This window comes from Lacticaseibacillus zhaodongensis (assembly GCF_009687905.1).
Classification (GTDB): domain Bacteria; phylum Bacillota; class Bacilli; order Lactobacillales; family Lactobacillaceae; genus Lacticaseibacillus; species Lacticaseibacillus zhaodongensis.
Window position 1 is genome coordinate 18,211 of the sequence record NZ_BLBG01000005.1, and the last position, 25,915, is coordinate 44,125.

22 protein-coding genes are annotated in these 25,915 nt (G+C 50.0%); 15 read left to right on the plus strand and 7 right to left on the minus strand.

The genetic code is table 11. From position 1 onward, the window contains the following. The first annotated feature begins 56 nt into the window (after window positions 1-56). The 10 genes from GN107_RS05080 (at window position 57) to GN107_RS05125 (ending at window position 9,068) form a co-directional block, all read left to right on the plus strand. Window positions 57-470 carry a PTS sugar transporter subunit IIA gene (locus GN107_RS05080; protein ID WP_155286909.1) on the plus strand — a complete coding sequence of 138 codons (414 nt, stop codon included), beginning with the start codon at window positions 57-59 and terminating at the stop codon, window positions 468-470. Further along, window positions 470-940, plus strand: a complete 471-nt coding sequence (locus GN107_RS05085; RefSeq protein ID WP_155286908.1) for a PTS sugar transporter subunit IIB — start codon at window positions 470-472, stop codon at window positions 938-940. Before GN107_RS05080 ends, GN107_RS05085 begins: the two co-directional genes overlap by 1 nt. Before the next feature lie 52 nt (window positions 941-992). Beyond that, window positions 993-1,832, plus strand: coding sequence for a PTS mannose/fructose/sorbose/N-acetylgalactosamine transporter subunit IIC (locus GN107_RS05090; RefSeq protein WP_155286907.1), 840 nt, complete (start codon window positions 993-995; stop codon window positions 1,830-1,832). Between the two features lie 18 nt (window positions 1,833-1,850). Further along, window positions 1,851-2,690: a PTS system mannose/fructose/sorbose family transporter subunit IID gene (locus tag GN107_RS05095; protein ID WP_155286906.1), complete on the plus strand. Its 840-nt coding sequence runs from the start codon at window positions 1,851-1,853 to the stop codon at window positions 2,688-2,690. 66 nt (window positions 2,691-2,756) lie between these two features. Continuing rightward, entirely contained in the window at window positions 2,757-3,737 is a 981-nt protein-coding gene (locus tag GN107_RS05100) for an SIS domain-containing protein (protein ID WP_230678562.1), read from the plus strand. Window positions 3,738-3,875: 138 nt separating this feature from the next. Beyond that, window positions 3,876-4,508: an HAD family hydrolase gene (locus GN107_RS05105; protein WP_155286905.1), complete on the plus strand. Its 633-nt coding sequence runs from the start codon at window positions 3,876-3,878 to the stop codon at window positions 4,506-4,508. 24 nt (window positions 4,509-4,532) lie between these two features. Continuing rightward, complete coding sequence (gene rpoN, locus GN107_RS05110) at window positions 4,533-5,801, plus strand: RNA polymerase factor sigma-54 (protein ID WP_155286904.1); 1,269 nt, start codon at window positions 4,533-4,535, stop codon at window positions 5,799-5,801. Beyond that, window positions 5,788-6,726, plus strand: coding sequence for a YitT family protein (locus tag GN107_RS05115; RefSeq protein ID WP_230678560.1), 939 nt, complete (start codon window positions 5,788-5,790; stop codon window positions 6,724-6,726). Before rpoN ends, GN107_RS05115 begins: the two co-directional genes overlap by 14 nt. Before the next feature lie 212 nt (window positions 6,727-6,938). Continuing rightward, window positions 6,939-7,931 (plus strand): glycosyltransferase, encoded by a 993-nt coding sequence (locus tag GN107_RS05120; RefSeq protein ID WP_155286903.1) that lies wholly within the window; start codon window positions 6,939-6,941, stop codon window positions 7,929-7,931. Between the two features lie 36 nt (window positions 7,932-7,967). Then, a complete protein-coding gene (locus GN107_RS05125) occupies window positions 7,968-9,068 on the plus strand; it encodes a glycosyltransferase family 4 protein (protein ID WP_155286902.1) in 1,101 nt (366 codons plus the stop codon). A gap of 596 nt (window positions 9,069-9,664) precedes the next feature. On the opposite strand, the gene GN107_RS05130 is transcribed toward GN107_RS05125, so the two are convergent. The 5 genes from GN107_RS05130 to GN107_RS05150 all read right to left on the minus strand — a co-directional run bounded on the left by GN107_RS05130 (window position 9,665) and on the right by GN107_RS05150 (window position 15,742). Continuing rightward, a complete protein-coding gene (locus GN107_RS05130) occupies window positions 9,665-12,484 on the minus strand; it encodes a hypothetical protein (RefSeq protein WP_155286901.1) in 2,820 nt (939 codons plus the stop codon). A 380-nt stretch (window positions 12,485-12,864) separates the two neighbouring features. After that, a complete protein-coding gene (locus tag GN107_RS05135) occupies window positions 12,865-13,470 on the minus strand; it encodes an SLAP domain-containing protein (RefSeq protein WP_155286900.1) in 606 nt (201 codons plus the stop codon). 332 nt (window positions 13,471-13,802) lie between these two features. After that, entirely contained in the window at window positions 13,803-14,930 is a 1,128-nt protein-coding gene (locus GN107_RS05140) for an SLAP domain-containing protein (RefSeq protein ID WP_155286899.1), read from the minus strand. Window positions 14,931-15,203: 273 nt separating this feature from the next. After that, window positions 15,204-15,431, minus strand: a complete 228-nt coding sequence (locus tag GN107_RS05145) for a DUF2922 domain-containing protein (RefSeq protein ID WP_155286898.1) — start codon at window positions 15,429-15,431, stop codon at window positions 15,204-15,206. A 29-nt stretch (window positions 15,432-15,460) separates the two neighbouring features. Continuing rightward, a complete protein-coding gene (locus GN107_RS05150; RefSeq protein WP_155286897.1) occupies window positions 15,461-15,742 on the minus strand; it encodes a hypothetical protein in 282 nt (93 codons plus the stop codon). Between the two features lie 649 nt (window positions 15,743-16,391). On the opposite strand from GN107_RS05150, the gene GN107_RS05155 reads away from it, so the two are divergent. Continuing rightward, window positions 16,392-16,913, plus strand: coding sequence for a sigma-70 family RNA polymerase sigma factor (locus GN107_RS05155; RefSeq protein ID WP_196246637.1), 522 nt, complete (start codon window positions 16,392-16,394; stop codon window positions 16,911-16,913). 36 nt (window positions 16,914-16,949) lie between these two features. Next, on the plus strand, window positions 16,950-17,594 hold the full coding sequence (locus tag GN107_RS05160; protein WP_155286895.1) for a hypothetical protein: 645 nt from the start codon (window positions 16,950-16,952) through the stop codon (window positions 17,592-17,594). A gap of 70 nt (window positions 17,595-17,664) precedes the next feature. Here GN107_RS05160 and GN107_RS05165 read toward each other — a convergent pair whose 3' ends face one another. Next, window positions 17,665-19,551, minus strand: a complete 1,887-nt coding sequence (locus GN107_RS05165; protein ID WP_155286894.1) for a putative glycosyltransferase family protein — start codon at window positions 19,549-19,551, stop codon at window positions 17,665-17,667. Window positions 19,552-20,350: 799 nt separating this feature from the next. On the opposite strand from GN107_RS05165, the gene GN107_RS05170 reads away from it, so the two are divergent. Then, on the plus strand, window positions 20,351-21,604 hold the full coding sequence (locus tag GN107_RS05170; protein WP_155286893.1) for an SLAP domain-containing protein: 1,254 nt from the start codon (window positions 20,351-20,353) through the stop codon (window positions 21,602-21,604). Between the two features lie 407 nt (window positions 21,605-22,011). On the opposite strand, the gene GN107_RS05175 is transcribed toward GN107_RS05170, so the two are convergent. Next, complete coding sequence (locus GN107_RS05175; RefSeq protein ID WP_155286892.1) at window positions 22,012-22,428, minus strand: MarR family winged helix-turn-helix transcriptional regulator; 417 nt, start codon at window positions 22,426-22,428, stop codon at window positions 22,012-22,014. 171 nt (window positions 22,429-22,599) lie between these two features. Between GN107_RS05175 and GN107_RS05180 the strand changes: the two genes are divergently transcribed. Together GN107_RS05180 and GN107_RS05185 are read left to right on the plus strand one after the other, a co-directional pair. Next, complete coding sequence (locus GN107_RS05180) at window positions 22,600-23,493, plus strand: aldo/keto reductase (RefSeq protein WP_155286891.1); 894 nt, start codon at window positions 22,600-22,602, stop codon at window positions 23,491-23,493. A 492-nt stretch (window positions 23,494-23,985) separates the two neighbouring features. Next, window positions 23,986-25,914: a BglG family transcription antiterminator gene (locus GN107_RS05185; RefSeq protein WP_155286890.1), complete on the plus strand. Its 1,929-nt coding sequence runs from the start codon at window positions 23,986-23,988 to the stop codon at window positions 25,912-25,914. The last annotated feature ends 1 nt before the right edge of the window (window position 25,915 follow it).

Here is a 25,915-nt window from a genome sequence, read left to right on the forward strand (position 1 = left end):
AAGGCGGCGATAACCACCATGATTCAGTTCGAAATTGAAGAAGGGAGGTCGTTACAATGCGAATCATTCTAGTTAGCCACGGGCGTTTAGCCCTAGGCATGAAAGACACAGTTAAATTCATCATGGGTGATATGCCAAATCTAAGTGCATATGCTGCGTACATTGACAACAACGAAACCGAATATGTTTACAGCATTGAGGCTGAATTGGAGCATTACCCAGATGAACAATTTGTGATTTGCACAGATGTCCTGGGTGGTTCTGTCAACACAACGATGGTGCAATTCCTTAAAGACTACAAGAACGTTGAAATCATCACTGGAATGAACCTACCGCTTGTACTGCAGTTGCTAGCACAAACCAGTGCGCTAGATAAAGAGTCGTTAGCCAACATAATCAAGCAAGCGCAAGGTGGCTTGGTTGATGTAAATCAGCTATTGGTTAATCAGCAAGGAAAGGAGGATTTGTAATGATCAAACTTGTTCGAATTGACCACCGTTTAATGCACGGTCAGGTGATGTTTTCTTGGACTAAGGCTGAAGGAATTGAGCGGATTATTATTATCGATACCGCGTCTGCCGAAGATGAATTTAAGCGGATGTCTCTGAAACTAGCCAAACCACAAGACATGAAAGTCAGCTTGTTCAGCGTGGACCAAGCAATTGAGCGAATTCCTAAGATTAAGAAGCTTAAGGACAACACGATGCTTATCTTTGGTAACGTCGCCGAGACCTACAAGTTCATTAAAGAATTTGGTGCCATACCAGAAATTAATTACGGCGGAATTCTTGATCGTCCCGGTGCAAAACGCTTTAGCAATGCTATTTACCTTACGGATGACGAAGTCGAAAAAAGTCGCGAGTTAGCCAATATGGGAATCACCCTTTACATGCAGCAAGTACCAACGTCCAGTAAAGATATTTTAAACGATAAATTATAAAGCTCGATGTAAGTATTGTCTCTCCGAAAACGGAGAAAGGAGCGTGAACAGAATGTTCTTAAAAGCGCTACTAATTGGCATTATTAGCATTATCGCTATGTTGGATTCGCGTATGTTGGGTCGTTCCAACCTCGAGCGTCCGCTGATTGTAAGTACGCTGGTCGCGATTGTGCTAGGTGATGTCACGAAGGGTTTGATGGTCGGCGCCTCACTGGAATTGATCTCAATGGGTCTTGTGAATGTTGGTGCTGCTGTTGCAACCGACATGGTCCTAGGTTCCATTATCGCAACGTCATTTGCTATCTTGTCTAATACAAATGCCCAGACAGCCTTGACTGTCGCAATTCCAATTGCTGTGTTTGGTCAGCTGCTCGGGATTGTTGTCCGGATGGCGATGTCCACCCTGTCACATATGGCTGAAGCTGATATCAACAAGGGTAAGTTTAACCGGGCACTTAGTTATCATGTTGTCTGGGGAAATGTGTTCTATAGCTTGATGTACTTCGTCCCAACATTCCTCGCGATTTACTTTGGTACCGGTGTTGTTGATCGAATTGTTAAGGTGATTCCTACTTGGCTGACCAACGGATTGACTCTTTCCAGTAAGATTTTGCCTGCCTTTGGGTTCGCGTTACTGATGTCTACCATGTTGAACAAGAAGAACTCAGTTTACTTGTTCTTAGGATTCTTCATTACCGCATACGCAAACCTATCAGTTACCGCTATTGCTATCTTCGCTGTGATTCTGGCTCTCATCGTTAATGAATTTCTGCCTAAAACCGGAAAGAGTGATAAGCCAGTGGTTTCTGCCGCTGAAGCTAATGTTAGCTCTTCAACCGAGAGTAACGATGGCGGAGACGATGACGACGATGATGACCTGGAAGAACTGTGATGAAAGGAGTGATTAGAAATGGCTGATTCAATTAAATCCATGACTCCAGCGCAGAAGAAGGACTTGCGCAAGAAGAGCTGGTCGTTCCTGTGGCGCTCATGGGCTATTCAAGCATCATGGAACTACGAACGGCAGATGAACATGGGTTTCCTGTGGGGAATCGCACCAACTCTAAACAAGCTTTACAGTAAGCCAGAAGATCTGGAAAAGAAAAAGGCAGCTTACCAGCGGCACATGGCTTTCTACAACTGTACCCCGCAGACCAGTTCTTTTGTACTCGGGCTAGCTGCCTCTATGGAAGAGCAGTACGCGAAGGATCCTTCATCGATTGATCCTGAGTCAATTAACGCCGTCAAGTCATCTTTGATGGGTCCATTATCTGGTGTTGGTGATTCATTCTTCCAAGGCACTATCCGGATTTTGGCATTCAGTTTAGGAATTAACCTGGCACGTCAGGGTAGTATTCTTGGCCCGATTCTCGCGATGATCATCTCTATCATTCCATCATTTGCAGTTACTTACTGGGGCGGCCAGTTTGGTTACACCGCTGGTAAGAAGTACTTAAAGGTACTGACGGGTGGCGGACTGATGAGCCGAGTTATGTATCTGGTTAACATCGTTGGGCTGATGGTTATCGGCGCCATGATCGCCAGCATGATTGGCATTACAACGCCAATCAAGATGGGGGCTGCGTTTAACCTGCAGAAGACTCTGGATAGTATCTTTCCCCAGATGATTCCACTGGCCTTTACCTTCCTGATGTACTGGATGCTACGCAAGAAGATCAACACCGGCTGGATTCTCCTGTTCTGCATCGGCGGCGGAATTCTTCTCAGCGTACTGGGTATTTTCAAGTAGTTTCGTTCAATTAATTAGGGTTTACGAATTTTAAAAACCATTATTTATAGCTTAGGAGGCTTTCTTATTATGAGTACATTGTCACCAAAGGAAATTATTGCTGCTATCAAGTCAAAGCACGCGGACATCAAGCAGGTTCTGTTTGTTGGGTGTGGTGCTTCCATGTCCGACCTGTATCCTGCATACTACTTCATTCTTCACGAAGCAAATGACTTGCAGACAGCCATTATCACCGGCAATGAGTTCAATTACGATGCACCAAAGAATGTTGGTCCACAGACGATTGTAATTACTGCATCACTCGGTGGGACTACACCAGAATCTGTTGAAGCGACCAAGAACGCTGTTAAGTGGGGTGCCAACGTGGTTACCCTCAGTCACAACCCAGATGCTCCAATCGTTGCGGCTGCAGAATACTCCATCGTGCACGGATTTGAAGAAAGCTACTCCGCAAAGGTCCAGAAGATGACGCTTGCTCTGAAGTTGGCCGTTGAAATCAAGCAGCAGTTTGAGGGCTACGATTACTACGACGAAGCGCAAAAGGGCTTTGATGGCATTTACGGATTGATCGATGAGCAGGTTCAGCACGTTGGTCCTGAGGCTAAGAAGTTTGGTGAATTGTACAAGAACGATTCAACAATCCATGTATTAGCAAGCGGTGCTACCTGGGGCGCTGGTTACGCAACCGGTAGTTTCCTGTTTGAGGAAATGCAGTGGATCACAGCACCAGTTCACAACTCCGGCGAGTACTTCCACGGCCCATTCGAACTCACCGAAAAGGACGCACCGTACCTGCTATTTGCTAACGATGGTAGCACCCGGCCAATGGACATGCGCGCACTTACCTTCCTGCAACGCTTTGACGCTAAGATTACCTTGGTTGATGCGAAGGACTTCGGTTTGAAGGATGTTGCTGGCCCACACGTCATCGACTACTTCAACCCAATGCTCCTGACTGGTGTATTCCGGGCATACGCTGAAGAACTGGCAGCACAGCGTAACCACCCACTTTCCAAGCGTCGCTACATGTGGAAGCTGACCTACTAATCAAAAAACTTTGCTAAAATTCTGAATAGGGAAACTAATGAAAAGGGGGCTGAGGCCCCTTTTTCTGGTGATATGTCTGATGAGAAAGGAGTAGCGGTGTACCGGAACTTTTTATGGTTGGTACCGCGAGTCTAGCTAATGAAGAAAGCATTGATATTTGACATGGATGGCGTTCTGGTCGATAGTGAACCCTTTTATTTCAAGCGTCGCATGAGGTTCTTTAAAATGCGTGGAATTAAACCAGATTCAACGGACATTCACGATTACTTGGGGATGTCCAACGACCAGGTTTGGGCGGCCTTAGTAAATGATCCAAGCAAAAGGCAGCAGCTTTGGCAGGACTACGCAGCATTTCAGGACGCAAATCCAATTGATTATCGGCAAGTGCTTAATTCTGGTGTTAAGGAGCTACTCCGGTACCTGAAGGACAATGGTTATGGCGTGGCATTGGCCTCAGCGGGAATTCCAGAAGAAATAATGCGAATGGTGAATGAATGCCAGATTAAGCAGTTCTTCGATGTGATTTTGAGTGGTGAAAAGCTACCAGCCAATAAGCCAGCACCCGACATCTACCTAAAAGCAATTGAGCAGTTAGGTGTGAGTCGTGAGGAAAGTCTGGTCATCGAGGATAGCTATAACGGGATTGCTGCAGCCAAAAATGCGGGAATTGAAACGTGGGCAATTGATCAGTCTGACATGGGTGTAGATCAGTCAGCTGCTGACAAAATTGTCGCGGATATTCCCGAAATCCAACAGCTACTTCAGAATTAGGAACCAGTATTGGAGGTGAGAAGTATGGCACTTGAACAGACATTGGGTCAGAAGCAGCGATTGTTGCTTTCCCAGTCAATGCAGCAATCTCTAGAAATACTGCAAAGGGATGGTGTCAGCTTGCATGACTACCTCCAAGAAGCGAGTCTTTCAAATCCGCTGTTCGAAGTTCCGGATACAGTAAGCACAGCTGTTGATAGTTTAGCGGGTGTTCCTGAGACGCAGGGGCCAAATCTATACGAGTATTTAATGAGTCAGATCGAATTGCGGTACACCGACCGACCTCTGCGTAAAGTGGTTGTTGATTTGATTAACAATCTTGATAAAGACGGTTTCTTAAAGCTTGATGTCGAGCGTTACTGTAAGGAGCAGCACGTTACAAAGACTGTATTTGACGATGCGTTGACAATCCTGCAAAGCTTAGATCCCGTTGGCGTGGGAGCACGCACACTGCAGGAAGCTTTAATTTTGCAGGCGCAAGCGGAACCGGATTGTCCGCCACTTGTTATGAATATTCTGCAAGAGCATTATTTAGATTTTCTGCACAATGATGAGCACCGGATTTTGGTGGCAACTGGTGCCACAGTTGGTGAGTATGGGCAAGCAAAAAAGTTCATCGGCACGTTTACTGCCCGCCCTGGAGCCCCATTTAACGGCGATGAAACTCAATATCGAGTTCCCGACTTACGAATCCGTCCTGATGGTTCGGGTTTCAAACTATATCTAACCAAATATGGAAAACCGCAATTGGTCTTCAATGAAAGTGAATTTGATGATTTAAAAGTGCAGGTGGACGCTGACTTAGAACAATATTTGCGAGACAAAGTCAGCGAATATCAGGCATTGGCACATGGTGTTAAAAGGCGGGAAGACACAATTCTGGCGATCGCGAAGTTGGTAGCGACGCATCAATGGCCGTACCTTAGTGGTGAAAAAGCGTTCATTCGGCCGCTAATTCTGCGGGACGTAGCCAACAAACTCAATCTGAGCGAATCAACGGTTAGTCGTGCGATGAGCGGTGAGTATATTGATAGTCCGCGGGGTGTGCTGGCGATGGACAGCTTGTTGACGAAACGAGGCAGTCTTCACAATGATGACGGGGTCGACAACGAAGCCATTGCTTCGATACGTGCGGTTGTGGGAGCTGAGGATAAGCGCAAGCCTCTAAGTGATCAGAAGGTTGCTGATGTTCTTAAGAACAAATTCGGAATAACGATATCGCGACGGACGGTTGCCAAGTATCGTAGCATTGCGGGCATCCCAGATAAGAAGTTACGTCGTGAGCAAAGTTAGCGAGGTAAAATCAGTGAGTTTGATAACGAAAGTATCAAGTTACCAGCAGAGCTGGCGTAAATTGACAGTGGCTATATTCTATGGGATCTGTCTTGGAGTTGCTTTGAACTTATTTTGGATTCCAGGGCGGATATCTGCCGGTGGGGTTACTGGCCTATCCCAAGTCATTGCCATCATCTTTGAGCGGTATCTGAATTTCACATTTTTGGGAATTCATGTGACCAGTATTATGTCGCCTGCCAATCTGATTTTTCTGATCAATGTACCCCTGTTTTGGATAGCGTGGCGTGACATTGGCAGGTCATTCACCATTTTCACCTTTGTCACGGTGCTCATGTCGTCAGTGATGATTAATATGTTGTCGGGGTTAAAGCCGGTGACAACGGATCCGATGATATGTGCTATTTTTGGGGCTGTAATCAACGGAGCCGGAATTGGTTTTGCACTTCGGAACGGTTTATCCAGCGGCGGTACAGATATTGTCGGTTTAGCTTTACACAAGCGGATGGGAATTACCGTTGGCACGGTAAATACAATCATTAACGCCGGCGTGGTCTTGATGACGGGTTTCTTGGAAGGATGGCCGCGGGCACTGTACTCAGTCATCTCAATTTTCATTGCCGGGAAGGTGTTGGATGTTGTCTACATCAAGCAGCAGCGTATTCAGGTAATGATTGTGACAAACAAACAGCAAACTGATTGCGTAGTTAAATCTATCCAAGAAAGCTTGGCACACGGCATCACGGTATTTAAGGATGCTGAGGGTGCTTATGCCCATCAAAGCAAGGTTGTCTTGCTAACCATTATCTCGCGTGCTGAACTAGACCAACTGGAAAATGCTGTTCATAAAGAGGATCGACATGCATTTATTTCTGGTACGCAGGTTGTCCAGTTGGACGGTAAATTTGTAGAACCACAGATTTGATTCATTTAGTATAGAATTACGGATTATAGGTCAAGTAGACGCGGAATGGTTTTTCGAATCTACTTGGCTTTTTTGTGCACGTGGTTAGTGTTATCAAGCTTATACAACTACAATCGCGGTCACAGCCGCTACTAAGCAAACTTTTCAGCAAGACGCTACTCGCGGCCGATTTTGCTATAATAAAGAAACTAGAACAAGCAGAAGGGGTAGCCATGTCAGCAATTACCGTATTAATGTCCGTATACAATGAGACCGAAGCCCAGCTCCGTGCCGCAATCGAGTCCATCTTGCAGCAGACCGAGGCCGATTTTGAGATGCAGATCGTGCTCGACCAGCCGAATGCTAGCGACTTGCTCGCGATTCTGAACGAGTACCAGGACCTGGACCCGCGCGTGCACGTGCTCGTGAACAAGCAAAATTCCGGGCTGCCGTTCTCCTTGAATCGCGGCATCGAGGCTGCGTCCGGGGATTACCTCGCGCGGATGGATGCGGACGACATTGCTAAGCCCCAGCGTTTCGCCACCCAGCTGCACCTGATGCAGCAGCGGCGGCTCGACGTGCTGTCGACCAACGCCCACTTCATTGATGAAAACGGCAAGAGCGTCGGCAACCACAACGCGATTCCCGAGAGCTCTAAGGCGCTAGCCGAACTGCTGCCGTATGGGTCCAACCTGATCCACCCCAGCGTCATGATGAAGACCGCGTCCATCAAGGCGGTGGGCGGTTACCGGCTGCTGCCGACCGCGGAGGATTACGACCTCTGGCTGCGACTCCTGAAGGCCGGCTACAAGATCGGCGCCACCAACGCCCGGTTAATGGATTACCGGTTGCGCGGCAACTCGATGACCCAGGGTGACCGCTACAAGGTCTTCCTCGTCTCCGAGTACCTGCAGCAGACTTTTGCCGCTGGGGACTTCCCCGATGCTGACACCGAGCTCAAGCAGTTGCAGGCTTACCTCGATCAGAATCAGCTCAGCAACAAGCAGCGCGCCGCCCAGTTCACGCGCCGGGTCAAAATGTTGTCGGCGGGCAAAACGGCTTTGCGCGAACGCAAGCCACTGCGGGCGGTCAGCCTGGTCAGCCGCGCGCTCGTCGATCCAGCCGTCCGGCGTTACGCCAAGCAGTCGCAAGCATACAGCAAGGTTTACGCACGCTTGATCGAAGCGGTCGTGCCGGCAACCGGGATCGAGAACGACAACCAGTAGCCGCAACGTAACTAACTGTTCAGGAAGGAACTCACAATGATTCTGATGCTGTCGAACATGTACCCATCCGCCAAGTACCCGAACTACGGCGTTTTCGTGAAGAACCTCTACGAAGCCATGGCCCAGGAACTGCCGATGGAGCAGGTGGTCTTAAACAAACACGTTAATAAGTGGCACAAGCTGCGCGCATACATCGCGTATTTTGCAAAATCATTCGTGCACATCATGAGCCGTAAAACGCAGATCGTCTTCGTCAGCTATGCCAGCTACAACGCCTTCCCAACGCTGCTCGCGCGGGCGCTCGGGCGACGGCCGCTGATCATCACCAACCTCCACGGCAGTGACGTCACGACTGAGTCCAGCCTGGCGCAGCACCTGAACTTCCTGACCGCAGCGATTTTGAAGCACTCAGACACAGTCATCGTGCCGTCCCCGAGCTTCAAGACCATGTCGGAGCACAAGTACGGCTACAGCGGCGCCATCGTTTCCCCGTCCGGCGGGGTCGACACGACTTACTTCAAGCCGCAGCCCGCGCAAAAGCAGCCCGGCGTGATCAACCTCGGCTACATCAGCCGCGTGGACGAGAACAAGGGCTGGAACGTGGTCCTCGGAGCGGTCCGCGACCTCATGCAGGACAATGCCGCGCCCAAGGTCCACCTGACACTGGTCGGCAGCGGTACCGCCGACGCCGAGTGCGCTCAGATGATCAAGGACTACGGGCTCAGCGATGTGGTGACGCGCATCGCAATGTTGCCGCAAGCCGAGCTGCTCGGTCAGTACAACAAGCTGGATGTCCTTGCCTTCCCCGGCGCCGGCACTGCGACCGGCGAGAGCCTCGGCCTCGTCGGTCTGGAAGCCATGGCCTGCGGGGTGCCCGTCATCGGGGCCGATTACGGCGGCATCGCCACTTACGTCGAGGAGGGCCAGAACGGTTACCTATTCGACCGCAAGCCTGGTGATGACAGCAGTAGCGCGAGTCTCGCGGCCAAAATCCGCAAGTTCGCGGGTCTGGACGCGGACGCTCGCGCTGCGATGGCGCAGAATGCCCGCGCGACGGCATTGCGTTACGACGCCAAGAAGGTCAATGCGGAGTTGGTGGCCAAACTCAAGGCCAAGTACGGCGAGCTATTACAATAGTAGAATTAGTTTTAGATACGGCAGCACTCGTTCCGCTTCGACGGGGTGGGTGCTGCCGTTTGTGTGCAAGCACCTAGTTTGCTTGCGCGCAGGTGCTGACAAGCAACACGCGGACGGTAAAACTAGCATATCAGGGTCAGGACATATTTTTACAAACGCGCAATATGTCGCAAAAAGTCAAGCGGGACAAGGGTTTCAGCGATTGCTAAAAATATGGCTTGATACAATGTTCACAAATTGGCTTGGAATTGCAGTTGAATCGGTCTCGGCACACCGCGGTTTCTGGGTTTGCTAAAAGATGGTGCGGCAATTTGCTGGATCCGGCATTTAGCGGGTTCGCAGGTTGGGCGCCCGCCGCACTCCATATTTTGACGTATTCGTGAAAGCCAGTGGTGACAAGGGTTTGCGGGCGGTTCTGCGCATATTTTATTATATGTCCCGACCCAGTTTTGGACCTTTGCGCCGTGCTCTGTTGCGAGTCAGCGGTCGATTGCGAGTTGCGCCGATGTTGGGGGCTTTGCTGACCACAACAAAATGACCACCATCCGGGGTCCAGATGGTGGTCAACAGGGGGAAAAGAACGCGGGAGTGAACCATTACTTGGCGGCGAAGTTGACGTATGCTGCGTCCACGTACTGGTCGCCGCCAAGGTTGTAAAGCTTGGTCTTCCCGATGTAAATGATTTTGCCGAAGCAGTGCCACTTGCTACCGTTGCGCAGCTTTTTGGCGGTGCCGTTCGGATTGCGGACCAACTTGCCTTGCCGCGTCCACACCTGGACCCCGTAGCCGGCCACGTACTTGATCGTGGCCGTGCCGATCATCGTGCTAGGAGCGATGTCCGGCTGCTTGGTTCCGGTGGTGGGGATGTGCTGGTCAGTCGCCGCGGTCAGCGTGAGGGGGGATGCATTGATTTCCGCGGTGGTCTGAACTGGTGTGGTTGATCCAGTACCCGTTGGCTTGTCAAAAGGTGGCGCAACGACAGGCTGCTGCGCCCGAAACGCAGCTAGCGTGCTGGTTAGCAGCGCCTGCCGCAGAGCTTTGCGTGCGGCCTGCAACTCACTGAGCAGTTGCGGTAGTGCTTCTCCGCTACTACCTGGCGTTTTCAGCTCGCTTTCGGCGCGCGCGTACGCCTGCAGTAAGTTGCCGTACTCCGGTAAATTCTGGGTAGTGCTGAGATGCTGTTCCTGAATGATGCCGAGAAGGAAGCCGACGTCCGGTGTTAATGTATGCAGCGCATTCAGGGCACTAGCATCTTCTGGGGTTGAACTGGTGGTTGCCGGTTCGGTGGTCTGGGCCGCCGCTGCTTGCGCAATGTGTCGCTGCAGTGTTTGCACCGCGGTGTTGAGCCGACTTGTCCAGGCTTGGGCGGTGGTTATGTCGGTGATTTGCTGATTGGCGAGAGCCGCACCGCAGGCATCTAGTTGTTGCTGGACGGCATTGATGTCGGTGGCGAATTCCGGAGAGCTCGGCGCGCGATTTTGAAATGCTTGGGCGAGACTGACCATTGTGCGGGTGTAATTAGTGGCCGCCTGTTTTGCGGCTTGGGCAGCCGCTTCCTGTTCAGCCTTGGTTTTGACGATGCTGCTTTGCAAAATTTGCACGGAGTCGTTCAACTTGGCAGCCCAAGCCTTGGCCATGGTCATATCGGTAATTTGCTGATTGGTGATGGCCTGTTCACACGCTGTGATCTGTGCATTGAGCTGCTGGTATTCCATGGTCGTTTGGTTCGTGGCCGCCGCTTGTTTGAGGTAGGCACTAGCAATCGTGATTGCATTCGTGGTGTAGGCAACTGCCATCTTTTGTTCAACGCGCGCTGCTTCTTGCTGGGCAGCTAGCTCAGTCTGGAGCTTGCTAACGCTGGTCTTGAGGGTCTGAACAGATGCGTTGAGTTGAGTAACCAAAGTTTTTGCGGCGGTCATGTCAGAAATCTGTTTGTTAGCGATGGCCTGCGCGCAGGTGGTGATTTGCTGGCCAAGATTCTGGTAGTCCTGCGCGTAATGGCTATCTACGGGTGTTTGTTGGTAGTAGGCACTGGCAACGGTGAGTGCGTTCTGGGTGAAGGCTACGGCCGCTTTCTGTTCAGCTGCCTTGGCCTGTTCTTGCGCGGTTTTCTTGGCTTGCGCGTCAGCAACTTCGGTTTTAAGCGTTTGGAAGACAGCACTTAGTTTTGTGGACCAGTCCTTGGCAATTTGTTCGCGGTCGATTTGGTCTGCAGGAGCTGAAGTGCCACGGTTTTGGAATGCTTGGACGGCTGCCCTCAACTTTGCGTCCCAGTCTTTGGCCGTTGCAAGATCGTGAACTTGCTGATTAGTAATGGCCTTTTCACAGTCAGCTATTACTTTGCTTAGTGCTTGGTACTCCGGGGTGGATCGATCCGCCATTGTCGTAGGTTTCAGGATAGCTTTTGTGCGTTTAACTGCAGCACGGGCATAAACGTTTGCTTCCTTTTGTTCATCGGATTGTTTGCTAGCTGCTGCAGCAACACCGTCTTTGAGTGCTTGCAGCGCATCGGCCAGTGTCTGATTCAGCTTCTGGAGCGTGGCCTCGTCTGCAGTATCTGCAACACCCTTCGCTGCTGATAATGCATCAGCAAAAGTCTTGTACTCGGGTGCACTCGTTGCAGTTGGCGTTTGCTGGAGGTAGGTCTCGGCGGTGGAGATGGTGGCCTGCAATGTGGTCTTAGCACTTGAAATTGGTGTCGTTGCGACCTTCGCAGTTCCAATTGGCGGTGTGTTGAGCGCAGCTACTTCCAAATTTCTTAGCTCGTCAGCATCAGCAATTGCTTGTGCCACTGTCTTGTAATAAGGTGCGGCTTGTTTCCTGTTTTCAACTACCTGTTGAAATTTGGTAATGAATGCCGCGTATTCTGGTGACTGTTTCTGACCAGGTGACAGTTGATCGATAAATTCATAGGCAACCATGTAGGCTTGATTAATGCAAGCTTTTGCCCGATTAAGCTCTGAAGCAGTGTCATGATACTTTTTCTGGGAAGCCTCAGCATCAGCGTTACGCGCCGCGTCTCCTTGCTGGATTATGCGATCAGCAGTTGCCTTTCCGGGTGATGTTGACGGATTGTTTGGTTCTGATTGAGCTAGGAAATTGTTGAGTTGAATGATTGCTTGTTCCAGCTGAGTGCGGGTTGAACTCCCAGCAGCCGTGTGCGTTGTGGCTAATTGGTTATTGTAGAGTGATACCCGAGTCATCAAGGTTCGGTAAGTTGTGAAATCAATGTTGAGGGCCTGCAACTGTTCCGGTGTAGCTAGATACTTATCTTGCTCTGGTATTTCATTAACGTAAAGGTATGCGTGTGCAGTCACGCAGCCAATCGCGGTTGGTGCGACTGCGAGTGCCGCCGCTAGCGTTGCCGCGATTGCCAAACCGTGGTGGTGCGGTCCATGGGGGTGTAGGATTTTCATCTATTATCTCCTCATCGTCTTTGACTTGAGTGTCAGCGCAAAAAATCCGGTTCATGCTTGGAACTCATGCTTTAATTTTATTTCCTCCAGGCGGGAGATAAAACAAGCCTCTAATTGCATCTTGGCAAAGAATAACGATTCTGCGCTATGGATTACCGTGGCCACGACGATAAAGAACAAAATTACGCTGCGACTGCAGCCCTTAAAAAGTTGTCATCCGGGTCGGAACTACCATCAGAGCGCATTCCGTAGTCAAAAGATGGCACTCTTTCTTACCGCATTTGCAGCCGTAAATATGAATCGATTGTTGATGGCCCATAAATTTGACCAAAAAAAGAGGATCGCAATCAGCGACCCTTAATCAGTGAGATATTAAATACTTACTTCTTCGGCGTGAAGTTGATGAAGTTGGCGTCAATGAACTGGTCGCCGCCAAGGTTGTACATCCGGCTGCCGTTGAGGTTCAGCACGCTGCCGAAGATCCGCCAGTTGGTGCCGTGTTGCAGCTTCTTCGCGGTCCCGTTCTTGTTGTAGACAACCTTGCCGTCCAGCGTCCACACCTGAATGCCGTAGCCGCGGACGTAATTGATGCGACCGTTGCCGGTGTAGGTGACTGAGTGGTTGACCGCGAGAATCATGGCTCTTTGGGCGCTGCGGAGGTGCTCAATTAACGTGCCAATTTTGTCACTCGTTAGTGAAGGGGTGTTTTTCAGTGCCTCGGTGGCCTCATCGATGGCGCTCTTCAGCTTGGCATACTCGCTGCCGCCTTTCAGCATTGCCGGCGCGGAGTCTAAGGTACTCTTCGCACTATCGCGCATGCCAATCAAGCCGACATCACCAGGGCTGCGGGTGCTTGTTGCGGCAAACACTGGCGTCGCGGTGGACAGGCTAAATGCGGTAGCGGTAATTGGTGCCATCATGAGGGCTGCGGAGATTGCCGCAGCGAAGTGAATGCCTTTGCGTGCAGTAGTTGACTTTGTCTTCATGGGAATCATCCTTTCCTTAACCTAGCGTAGTAAGCATCCCGCAGCCGCCTAGCTCCGGGCCGACATGTATGCACACAGCTGTGTGGTGATGAGTGCCGCGCTCATCGGGTGTTCCTTACATCTAAAATTTTACAGGGTTGAGGCACCTGATACAAACTATAAGCAGCAATTAAATCAGCAAAATTTTTGCGTATTTGGATCCAACAAAAAGTCCCCACAATCGTTATTGCCAACGACCGTGAGGACTCTTTCCCTGGAGATGAGGTCTACTAGCGGGGAAACCAGCAAACGTTCATCATTTGATTCAGTTAGTTCGGGCTTTGAAGTGGGGATTACTTCTTGGCTGCGAATGATACGTAGTTAGCGTCGATGAACTGATCGCCACCGAGGTTGTACATCTTGCTACCATTGATGTTCAGAATTGGGCCAAAGACCTTCCACTTGGTGCCACCCTTGAGCTTCTTGGCGGTACCGTTGCTGTTCTTGACCATCTTGCCACCAATTGTCCAGACCTGGATGCCGTAGTTCTTCGGGTAACGGATGGTACCGACACCGGAGTAAACAACGGAAGCTTTAACGAGGTCCTTCATGGCAGCCGTTGCGGCGTTAAGGTTTACGACATCCGTTGCAAGTTCCACAGCAGGAGTGGTTTTGTTGTTAATTTGGTCTGCGGTTGCATCAATCAAGTCGCCGAGCCTCTGGTATTGGTCACTGTCCTGCAGGAAGATTGGAACGGTGCTGTATTCCTTCTTAGCAGCGTTGGATGCATCGATAGCAGCTTGCTGATTGCTGGTTGTTGCAAGATTTGCACCAGTGATTGCTTTCAGGTAATCATTCATGTTGTTGATGATGCTGCTTGCCTGCATCTCCGAAACGGAACCGCTGTTGACCATGCCCGTAGCCGTTTGCAGTGCGCTCAGCAGGTATTTACCGTTCGTTGAGTTTTGCTGTGCGTACGTGAGCTTGTAGTAGGCATTGGTGAAGTTGGTTAGCTGAGTCCGCAGAGTTGTAAGTGCGGAAGCAGTGCTGTTAGTGGTTGGGGTCGAAGTGGTACTGAACTTTGCCAGTGCTGTTTGAACTAACTGATCGGCCTGCGTCAAGCTGGACACGATACCGGAGCTGGCAGTTCCAGCAGCTAGCTGGGCTTTGGCGAGATTGATCTGAGTCTGCGCATTTGAGTATGCTGACGAGACGGTTAGCTGATCAACGTAGCTAAGCTTAGAGAATGCAGTACTGGACTTTAATGTTTGCAGATTGTTGGCATCAGAATACAGAGCCGCTACTAAGGCGGAGGCTGTTGCTGCGTCGCTAACTGCTTGTGTGTTGATGGGTGATGTTGTGTCGGCAAAAGTGCTGACGGTTCCCATTGCCACGGGAGCCAGCATAATTGCGGAACTGACAACGGCAGCCAAACGGATACCGTTGTGTTTAGAATTTATTTGATGTTTGTATGATTTCATTGACAATTCCTCCAAACGTTCAGATTCGGCGTTTGCACACACTGGCCCAGCAGTGAATGTTGAGCGGCAACTCATCGTCCGCATAGTGATACGTCGCTTGTCACTACAAGTTGATTGTAACTGACTTTGTCGTTTTAGCAAACACTTTCAGGTAGCGCTATCAAAATGTCAACATTGACACATACTGGTAATGACATTCAGCTTAAGTTAATTCGTATTGAAAAATGCCCTCGACCGCATCACACGGCCGGGGGCATCGTTTCATACTACCTATTAAAGCTGGTTAACGAAGATGTCGGTGCTCTCCGTGTCGACCGCCCGGGCTGCGACTGCCTGGGCGTACATCTTCACCCCGTCTGGAGTGTAGAACTGGTCGGCATCGATCAGTGCCTGCATGAACTTCTGGGCTGCTTCTTGAGTGAGGTTACCCTCATAAGCGCTCAGGCGCAGGCTCTTGGACTTGTTATCGCCGGTTTTGAAACTGAAGTTAATACTCCGCATGTTAGTTCCCCCTTATTTATGAATGCCTGTTAGGCCTGGCTGCCGTCCGTGGTTGGTTCGGTAGCTGGGCTGGTGGTGTCAACAGGCGTTGTCGTGGTGTCTGCTGTTACGAGTGCATCGGTGGAGACGGTGATTGCAGACAGCTGCAGGTTCGGCAACAGGGCCTTGAATTCCTCCCCAAGCGCGAGCAGCTTCGCTTCATCGGGGTGCTCAGTTAAGCCGTTCAAGATGTGGTTATGCTTGAGCGCCTTGGGATCAGCTGGGTCGATGAAGGTGTAAGTGACAGATGCTGAATCGTAGTTAATAGCCATGATGATGTCCTCCTGATTGGTTGCTGCCGGTAGCCAGTCTGCCAGCAGCTAGCTGGGTAAGGTGTGCGGCCGCTTGCGCCTTACACAGATACAAAGCAGTTTGGTTGCGTTTTCGCCACAAAATGAGTCTGGACATTCAGTGCTTGTTCCGGCTTGATGCTTACAGCACTTTATTTAGCAGTTGCTTCAATCTGCGCACGTCAAAACTGACTAAGTAGCGCATGCAATCCTGAACAGATAGCTACTAGCATTAATGATTCCAATATTCAAATATTTATAACCAGCATGGATTGTGCAGTTATGCCGGAACTGACCTGTTTTATGGACACCGTACAGTCAGCCGGCACCGATGAAATGCCGTTTTGTCGGACCCAACAACACATTAAATGATGACCACGACACGCGGCCGATGCACCGCACCAATAAGCCACAGCTGGTGGGGGTACCCCATATCAACTTGGACTGGCCATTCCTTTATTTATAAGACTTAAACAGCTTATCAATGTTAGCTGCATATAATCATCAATCTGGATAACATTAAGCTTAAGGGGCGGGTACGACGTGCTTCTAGTGGGATTAGACTGAACTATTTTGAATAAACATGGGGGAATTTAACATGGAGCTAAAAACTTGTACGCAAGGTTTCGCAATGTACGAGGAACACAAGAAGGTGGTAATTAACGCGGTTTATCGCTGCAACAAAACGCCGCAAGATAGTGACTTTGAAGATTATATTCAGGAAGGCATGTGGATTTACATTGAGTATTTCCGCAGGTACCGGGATCCGATTATCTCGGAGGATGAGGTCATCAAGTTCAACCGTTTGGCTGGACGCTTTGTCTATCTGGACTTACGTCGCCACATGAATCGGGAGCGGCGGGGGCAACAATTGGCAGGTAATTCCCTAGAAGAACTCACGTTGAATGGGGATGAACCCGCCGCCAGTCGCCGGAGCGAGGAGACTGTGGAGATGCGAAGCCAGGTGAACCAGCTGTGGGAGGTTCTGAACGACCGCGAGCGCTCTGTGCTCAGCCTGCGGTATATCCGTTGCCTGAGTAATCGTGAAATCGGTCTGGTAATGGGCTTGTCTTCGTCATATGTAGGCGCGATCCGGCGCAGTATTCAAGCGAAGTGGCTCACTCTCGAAAGTGAGTCGGAAACTTTGAAATAGTTGTCGTTTCGTATACTGATAAAGGAGTGATATTCGATGCAAGCTAAGGAATTGGAACTAAAGCAGTTAGTAAACGTTGCCGAGCAGGATATCCTAGTCTGGAATAACAAGGCCTTTGCACCAACAATCGTTTTAGCTGTCCCTGCTCCGCCAGAATTGCGCCTTAATGGTTGGACCACAGTCTTGATGGACGTGTGGCACCGCGTCTATTGCTGCCGCTATCGGGTGGCAACTCTGCTGAACGCGACGTGTGCGGAGAATCAGGATGCCGCATCTGTATTTGCAGACCGCTTGGCTAAAGTGATTCGGCAAGCATATGGAGATGTTGACGATGGCACCCAAGTTTTTCTGGCTAAGTCTGACCTTTGCTTTGTTGCGCTCAACACAGATTTGAAGCGAGTGCAGGTGGCAATCAATTTGCGGTATCTAGCCAAGCTGAAATTGCATTCGAAGGCGACTCACCAGCTCAAGGCAGTCCTGCGTTTCAACACTCATCGTTGTGCGGTTCTTTGTTCCAGTAGCCTAACTGGTGAAAAGATGCAACGGATGCTCAATGCGGCTGGCGTCACGCTTTATACCTGCGCCCATGATTTCGGCGGTAGCAAGCGGCCATTACCGTCATATGTGGCAAACGACTATGGGGTCGTGATTCCCGAACTACCAGCAAGCTATTTCGACTGACGCCGAGATAAACAAAAACGTCGTTGCCTAAGAATGGCAGCGACGCTACATAATGAATGATTTAGTTTAGTTAAGCTTCTGCAGAATGGCGCCCGGCTTGATTCCGCCGCTGCCAAACCCGCAATAATAATAGTAGGATTAGCGCTAGCAGCCACGCAATGAGTGACAGGCCGATCAGAACACGGGTGATTGCGCGCGGAACGTAATGCAAGCTAATCACGTTCTTGCCGGCGCGTTGCCGGACCTGAATCGTGCCGATGATACTGCGCTTAGCAAGTGTTGGCTGTTGCGGCAGGCGCTTGCCATTCAGAACGACTTGGGTGCGCGTGTACATCACTAACGGTAGTTTGACCATTCCGGTGTGCTTGGCCGTCCACTTCATTGTTGTGCCAGTGCCATCCGCGTACTTATCAGCATGCAGGCTCGGGATTACGACCAGTTTCCGGTATAACGGGTCGGTTCCGTTCTTGGTACCGGCAGAAGTTTGCTTGTCAGCATAGTTGCTGACCATAGCACCGCCTTCACCGTTCTTATTAATAGGAGTAATGGGGATGGTTTGCTGCGCGTAAACGTGCAAACCGGTGCGGGCTTTGACCTTTGCGACATCTTTGTCAGGTACCGGTAAGTAGTCGGCTGAAACCTTGTTGATGTCGTTCAGTGGGGCTGCAAGATCACTGGAGGCAAAGTCTTTCTTGATGGACCGCATGTCCTTCGCATTCAGCACGACCCCGGTTGGATCAGCGAGTACTTGCGGGCGCTGCCAGGTATCAGCCAGTTGTTGCATGTCGCCAACCGTTTGCAGGGCTAGCAGCGCCACCAGCACTGCGGCAATCGTACTGGTCATGGTGCGCACGCGGCCCATATTCCACTGAAACTGGGATGCGGAGATTGCGGCAGCTGCAAGCAACAGGGCTGTCGCCACCGGTCGGAAGCGGCTTGGAAACTGCAAGTAACTGGCGAGGACCGGGTGCGCTGTAATCAGCTTCGTCCACGGGAAGACGTTTGAACTGAGCAGGAGAAACGCGGCCCCAGTTCCCGTCAGCATGACATCCAGTACGGTCCGCTTTTGCTTGAAACAACAGTAGGCAATTTGACCAATGAACAAGACCGAGAAGACCAAGCCGAGTTCGGCGGCGGCCCCGACCCCGTATTCCGTGAAGGAAACAGTTGTGGCATCGTAGGAGGACGCAATCGGCGCGAACGGTGCAACTAGGTGATTGCTACCGTAGACATCGAGCATTCCGCCCCAGACGTTGGCCGTCAGAAGTAGGCATAACAGCGCGGCCACAAGCACGTGCAGTGTGAACGCGGCGCGCTCCTTGCTGCGCCAGAAGCCATAAACAGCGAAGGGGATGATGGCCAGGAGGGTGATGGCTGCGGACAAGAGGTGGGTCTCAACAATCACGGCAACCGCGATGGCGAAGCCAAGCGTGTTGAAACGCCCCCGGCCGGAAATCATGCGCACGCCGTAAATAAGGACGTAGGGTAGCAGTGCGGCCCCCCAGGCAGTGAACTGCTGCGTGCTGAGCCAGGATGGTACCGCCCCGCCGGCTATGTAAAGTAATGCGGCTGCTGTCGACCAGCGGCGGGTGGCCCCACTGACGTTGGCGAGACGATACATCCCATAGCCAGCTGTAATTTCTAGAATTAGCCCCAGTAGGATCTCGAAGCGTAGCCAACTGCCGGCTAGTAATAGAACGAGCCCGGCTAGGTAGGCGAAGTAGGGCCCGTACAGTGCGTTGACGATGCGGGCACTGTGGTTGAAGCTGTAGTTCATCTGGAAATAGCTGAAGTGGTGCTCTTTGATTTGCATTGCTGCATCGTAGAAACGGTTTAGATGGAACATCCCATCAACACCGACCACCACATTGTGGGCAAACAATTGCGGCAAAATCAGACAAACCGCCATGATAATAATCAAAACAATATGTAAGTGCTTATGTACATAAGATTTCATCGTTTATTAGCTCCATTTAGAATAGGTTCATGCATATTCTGTGTTTGTGGTGCATAACAACTACCAGCAGTGGTAGTGCCCGCTCTAAACACAGTTTACACCAAAGTCTGTGTCGCTAGAAAACATCCGGTCGCCTTGCTAATGACGGCGCTGCTACCGTACTAACTTATCAGCACAAGCTTGGTTGTGGTTGCTGTAGGAGCTGAAGTGCGAACAAGCAGCACAAATGGAATGCGGCCTGTGATGGGGGCAACTTGAACCGCAGCGGGTGCCGTATCAGCACCTCCGAGGATATAATAATCGTAATAAATGAACGAAAATTAATGCCAAAATCGGGGAAAATTATACTTTTTTCGCAAAGGCTTTGTAATATTCGGGTACGAATCTGCAACGTAAGCAAAGCTTAAACATCTATAAAGCTAGGCATACCGCGGTCTTGCATGAAATAATGCCTGAAACGCAGTGAGACCGGCTATTTTACGTTAATTACACTTTACGGGGGTGCTTTCTTTTATTGACTAAACCGCCTATAATGAATGGTGTTCAGAGGACGTAGCGAGTGCATCGGCGTCACTATCATGGGAGCGAGTCGTCCAGGGATTTCGACTTGTTGGTAGTGATTCTCACCACTTGCCGCCGATGCGGTGGTGGTACTTCTGCCCCTCTTGAACGACAGCAATTATCCTTGGCGGGGGAAGCGATCCACAAAAGGCTGGGTCGTTCGCCAGACACTGATTGCTAGATGTTCATGTCGTTCGTTACTTATAAAACTTACATTTAATCGAGGAGTGAATCTTCAATGAAGAATTTCAAACACAGTTTTAAGTCAAACAACAAGATGAAGCTTGCTACGGTTGCTGCTTCAGCAATCATGCTCGCACCTGTTGCTATGACTTCAGTTTCTACTTTCGCTGATTTCCAGAATGGTAACACTCTGTACCCTGAATACAACATCGTTTTGAACACTGTTTCTGGCAACAACCAGAACGGTACTAACGGTGACGCTCAGTCTTCAGGTCTTGGTGCTACGATTGGTTTCGACACTTCTGATGTTACATCAGCAATGAACACTCTTAGCCAGATTCCTACCAGCACATCTACTACCAGTGCAAGCACCTACACAACAGTTCACCTCAACCTTGTTGCTGAAGGCAAGACTCTGTCAGATGCTGCTACAAAGGCTCAGACCGACTTCAACCACGTTTACAAGCAGTTGAGCGAAACCAACCAGAAGGGCTACGCTGCTGACGCTAAGGTTGTTAACGACAAGCTTACCAGCGTTCAGAACGATTTGAAGACAGCTGACACAAACCTGTTCAAGGCTACTCAGACTGCTAACACCAACGCTTCATACGCTGCTGCTCACCCAACTGACCAGACGGCTCAGGCAAAGGCTGCTGATTCACAGGCACAGTTTGACAGTGCTGTTTCTGCATACAAGGCAGCTGCTGCAAACTTCTCAACCTGGACTTCAGCTGTAAACAGCCTTGTTAACACATTTGCTCGCAAGACTGACAACGGTGCTGTTGCCGAAGCTGCTCGCGCAGCTCTCGATGCTATGAACAACATGCCTGCAGGTGCTGCTAAGAACGCTGTTTCTGCAAAGATCAACGCTGCTCAGGGTGCTTACTACCGTGCAACACGCACTAACTTCGGTGCACCTTCAGTTTCCGCTGCTGCTATCGACAAGGCCGCTGCTGTTGCAGTTAAGGCTTTGAACGATGCTGCTGGTATGGCATTTACCAACGGCGGTATCAAGGGCAGCAGCCAGGTAGGTGTTGCTAAGATCAACTACCCTGCTGGCTACGGTATCCAGATCTGGACCAAGGACGGTAAGGCTGTTCGTTACAACTCCAAGGAAGCTGCAACAACCACTGTTAACGGCAAGGCCGTTAAGACTGGTGATGCTAAGAAGCTCCCTGGCCAGAAGAGCTTCAAGGTCTTCGCAGTTGACGGTCAGAAGACCGTTACTATGAATGGCACAACTTACTACAACCTTGGTGGCGACCAGTACATCGACGCTGCTTACGTAACCTTCACCGCTGTTAAGTAATTAACAGCCTTTGAGGTTCATGTAGTATAGTTAAATGAAAAGTGTTCAGTTACGGGGGTCGCTACCCTGTGACTGAACACTTTTTTATTACATATGATCGGGTTTGAGCAGCAATTTTGAAGTTGATCGTGTTAACGGAAGTTCAGCAAAAGGCAGCAATGAAGAGCGCGCTGCTGTCGATAATTTGAATCGCTTCTCAGAGATTCACGATGATGAACGCGAAGATTCACTTAATGATTCACTTGTAGGTGTAAAGTCGTTAATTAATGAAGTGAAGCGACTAGCAAACAAGTATTGGCGAGAAGTACAGCCAGATTAAGGTTGAACGAGTCGATGCCAGCTGAGCGTAGTATAAAAGGCACCTCTCATATTTGGGAGGTGCCTTCATATTGTTTGATTGGGTGAAATTAGCTCCGTAACACTTCATTCGCCTGATCGAGAAGCCGGACCAGCTTGTTGAACTTCTTCTTGCCCATCTTGTCGGTCAGTTTTTGCACGGGTGCGTAGTACTGCTGGCCCAGCACGCCGTCAACAAGTGCCGTGCCACTTTTGCTGAGGGTTAGGGTGAAGCTACGGCCGTCGTGCTTGCTGTCGATGCGCTGGAGGTAGCCAGCTTCTTGCAAGACGTTGCTGTTCTTCGTGATGAAGGGGCGCGTGACGTGCATGAAGTCGGCGAGCTCGCTGGGGCGCATGGGTTCGGGGTTACTGGCGATGGTGAACAGCAGGTCCACCTGGGCGTCTGATAGCGGCACGTCAACGGCGCCGCGGATCTGGCGGCTGAACTCATCGGCAGTGCGCATGCCGCGGATAATTGATTTCTTCATATTCCTAATCCCCCTTTTGACATGGTATCGATTAATACTTCCTATAATTCCAGAATACAATCTTGCGGGGTCCAGAACAAGGATTCCTGCGCGATTTGCCAGAAAGCGTTATGATTAAGGTGATAGAACGTGATTATACTGGGTTATTTTTGATGGAAGAGGCAAATAAGAATGAGTACTAGCAAGATCGACGCCGCGTGCGCCGGGACTTTTGCATTTGATGATGACATGGTGGTCAACCGCCTTGGGTTCGGAATGATGCAACTTACCGGACCTGGGTTTTACGGACCATATCCAGAACCAGACGACGCCGAGGCGCTAGTGCGGCAAGCCGCGGTCTGGGGCGTCAACTTCTTCGACACCGCTGACTCCTATGGTCCGTGGTATGCCACTCAATACTTAACGCTGGGACTGCAGGGCCTGGCCGATACCAGCAATATTTTTGTGAGCGACAAAATTGGCTTCAAGCGCGAGGGCCCGGACGAGTGGGTCGTCAACGGCAAGCCGGAGCGGCTCCGTCAGCGTTTCTTGGAGTCACTCGATAAGCAGGGCCGGGACAGTGCCGACCTCGTCTTCCTGCACCGGATTGATCCGCACTACGCGATGAGCGCCCAGCTCGGCGTTTTCGCGGACCTCAAGAAGGAGGGCAAAATCAAGCACATCGGTGTCAGCCAGGCCAACCTCCAGCAGCTTAAGGGTGCCATGGCCTTCACTCAGATTGATGCGGTCCAGAACCTTTACAACGTTGGCCGCCACGCGCGTGAAGACGACCTGCTGAAGTTCTGTGAGCAGCAGCACATCGCCTTCGTGCCGTGGTTCCCACTCGGCGGCAAGGGCCTTGCGCTCGCTGACAACCCTGATATTAAGGCTGTCGCTGCTGCGCATGACGCAACACCAGCGCAGGTCATGATTGCCTGGTTGCTGCAGCGGTCACCAGTGATTCTGCCGATTCCGGGGACTACTTCTGAGCAGCACTTGAAGCAGAACATTATGGCTGCGCAGATTAAGCTCAGTGATGCTGAGATGGAGCAGCTGAATGGGGTCGAGAAGAAGATTGGGCGGTAACGTGGTGTCGCGGTAGTAGATATGATGATAGGTTAGTGCAGGCTTCGAACTCGTTGAGTTCGGGGCCTGTTTCCTGCAATACGATGATTTATCGCCCAGTTGATCTTGGGCAACGTAATTGTGCGAGGAGTCGTCATCATCTGACGAAAGCTCGCACTCACGGCTACAAGTACCGCGCACATCTGATATATATCGAAGTCATACCTTTCAGTGTTACTAGGTATGGCTTTTTTATTATGCGTTTTTGCAGGCTTTATGTACGTTATAAGCCCAGACGTCCGATAATTATCTAATAATTCGGTTAAAACGGGTAACTATAGTCCCAAAGTGCGGTATTTTAGACGAGTTGTTAACATTGTTAACGTTGTAAATCAACGGTTGAATACTAAAAAAATGATTGTTGTAAGCGCTGCACTTTTTAGCGCAAAGTCTTTTCTGTTATAACGAGAACCCGGCATTTATTATAAGGATGAGTAAGGGAGTCGACATGCGATGCGAACATATCAAATTTTAAAAGCATTAGCTCAATCAGATGCGTATATGCCACTCAACTATTTTGTTGATGACCTGAAAGTATCAAAGCGGACGGTTCAAAGCGAGATGGCGTTCATCAAGCAATCTGGCCGTGCGCATGGTTATCAGTTGCGGAACGCGTATGGAAAGGGATACGCCCTGGAGGTGACGGATAAGAGACTATTTGATGCATTCTTAAAGACGTTCGATAAGGACGAAGCCGTGTTCAATGAGGAACAGTTAGTCATTGATATCCTGGACATATTATTGACCGCCGACCATGAGTACACGACCGTTGCAGAGCTTGCTAAGGCTGTAGGTTACAGCAGTGCTTTACTCTACAACAAGATGCAAACAGTCGAGAATTTCGTTGGGTCCTATGGTGTGAAGTTGGAACGCCGCAGTCATTACGGAGTCCGCCTCGTTGGTTCGGGACGAGCAATTCGGAAGTTAATGCTCGAGATTTATTTGAAGGGCAGCAGCCAGTTTAAAAAGTTGACTGATGACCGTGTTGGCTCATTTGATGAGTATGACCGGATAGCCGAAGATTGTATCCGTGAAGAACATCTCCGGATTGGCTACTACGAATTCCAGGTGCTGATGGCTTGGCTGAGAGTTCTGGTCATCTACGCTAAGGTGTTCACGACCAGAACGAATGGCCCGGAAAACATCCTGACGATTCGCGAACACAGCGTGGGGCTAAAAAAGGTTCTTGAAGCTGTGGCTAGGAATTTTCAAATTGAACTTACTACGGATGTGGCGACAGAGTTTGATGAGCTGGTTAAGCAGTCAATTCAGAGCGAAAAAGCCGCACATTCCGTTGTTGATAAAGAACAACTGAAGGCGAAGTTGATCACGTTCTTCGATGCTGCCGATGTCAAGAATCACACTAACTACGGACAAGATGAGAAGTTTATCAATGCGTTGACGGTCCACTTAGCGTTCTTACTCGAGCGGATTGACAAGAAGATTACGTACAAGAACCCGCTCTTACTGGAATTATGTGTTCGTTACCCAATGGTATTTGATTTAGTACTTAAGTTTTCCAAGTTTCTTGAGAATGAGTTTGGCGTGCAAGTGTCAAATGACGAACTGGGATTCATCGCGGTGCACTTTTTGAACCACGTTACATCAGTCGAGAATGATCAGGTGCGGCGCTATGAACGAATTGCCGTGATTTGTACTACTGGTGGCGGCGTATCAAATTTGATTCGGACACAGATTCTTGGCATCTTTCCGCAATCAATCGTTCAGGCATTTTCTTTCTGGGAAGAGAATGACATCGCGGACTTCGACCCAGACTTAATCTTTTCAGTAGTACCACTGAAACAAGAGCCTAAGGTGCCAACGTTGTACGTTAAGGAGCTGTTAACTAACCGCGACATTGAGAATATCAAGCAGGTACTGTTCACGGATGGCTTAGACAATGAAGAGCCCGCAAAGATTGACGTTACGGCCCATGATATCGCCTCTGACTATTTGAACCTGATTAAGCCCGGTTTGTTCCAAGTTGTGCGAGTAGGTGATTATCAGCAGTTGATCACAGATATGGCTCAAGACATGGTTGATCAAGGCTATGGTGATACTGAATTCGTCCAAAATGTACAAAAACGGGAGGAGTTCATGAGCACCATTTATAACAACGGAATCGCGATGCCACATCCGATCGAGATGAAGGGCCGCTCAAGTGCGATTGCGGTCAGTATCTTGAAACCACAATTGCAGGTTGGCGAAAAGGTAGTGCGGCTGGTATTTATGGTTTGCCTTGCTAAGCGGGATTTTCAGTACTATAGCAGTATTTCCAATAGCATCTTCCAACTGATGCAAAGTGAAACAAAAGTTAGCCAAGTGTACAACGACCCTTCGTTGACTTCACTAGTTAGCACGTTAAAGGAAATAGGAGATTAGC